The 1,019-nt window shown below is 58.8% G+C and carries 2 protein-coding genes; both read left to right on the forward strand.

Annotation, left to right across the window (positions count from 1 at the left end):
* Nucleotides 1–732, forward strand: a 732-nt coding sequence (locus AWB74_RS44815; protein ID WP_327363375.1) for an HWE histidine kinase domain-containing protein, incomplete at its 5' end; no start/stop codon positions are given.
* A gap of 9 nt (nt 733–741) precedes the next feature.
* Nucleotides 742–1,019: response regulator (locus AWB74_RS44820; protein ID WP_061152838.1), on the forward strand; the 278-nt coding region annotated here is incomplete at its 3' end.

The following is a 1,019-nucleotide window of genomic DNA, read 5'->3' on the forward strand; positions in this document are numbered from 1 at the left end:
CGTCACGTGTGCAGCAGGGACAAGCTGACTCATTTCCTGGTGCGCCTTGCACCCTATCGTAACGGCGAACGAAAATCGGACGGCGTCGTGATTGCCTTCGTCGACGTAACAGGCATGGTGCATGCGGAAGAACGGCAGAACGTGTTAATTGCCGAGTTGCAGCACCGCACCCGCAATCTCCTCACTGTGATCCAGTCGATCGCACAGCAGACGCTCCAGCAAGACGTCGCCCTCGAAACCTTCAACAGCCGCCTAGCCGCGCTCGGTCGTCTTCAAGGTCTCATCGGTGAAGCGGACGGCAACCTGATCGACCTTGGGGACATCGTGAAGCTGGAGTTCGACGCAGTTGGCGTCACAGGCAGCGACCGGATCGTCCTGGGGGGCCCGGTGGTACCACTTGGCTTTCGCAATGTGCAAATGATTGCGCTGGTTTTACACGAACTGACGACTAACGCGGTCAAGCATGGCGCGTTAAAGGACAACGCGGCGCGGCTGGAGGTGCGCTGGAAGGTCGAGCCCAATGGGCACGATGCTGCTTCGCTCGTCATCGACTGGATCGAAAGCGGTGTATCGGTTTCACCAGAAAGCTCGAAGACCGGTTTCGGGCGGCAGTTGATCGAGAAGGCACTGCGATTTACGCTGCGCGCGCGCACGAAACTCGCCTTCGGTCCGGATGGCGTTTCGTGTCACATCGAAATACCGTTACCGTCGGCAAGTTCGCATGATGCATAGAGGGCGCACATGAACGAACAGACGAAAATACTAGATGGTCGAAGAATTTTGGTGGTCGAGGACGACTATCTGGTAGCGCTCGGGCTTTCGACCGTACTGGAGGAAGCCGGCGCTCACGTCGTCGGGCCGCTTGCCAGCGCGCAGGAAGCCGTCGCGCTGCTCGAGGAGGGTCGTGAAGAGGTCGACGCTGCAGTTCTGGACGTGGATCTGAACGGCGAAAAGTCGTACCCGGTAGCCGATGCACTCGCGTCGCGCAATATCCGCTTTATTTTTGCGACGGGCTATGG

Origin of the sequence: Caballeronia arvi, assembly GCF_001544695.2 — a bacterium.
Lineage (GTDB): Bacteria > Pseudomonadota > Gammaproteobacteria > Burkholderiales > Burkholderiaceae > Caballeronia > Caballeronia arvi.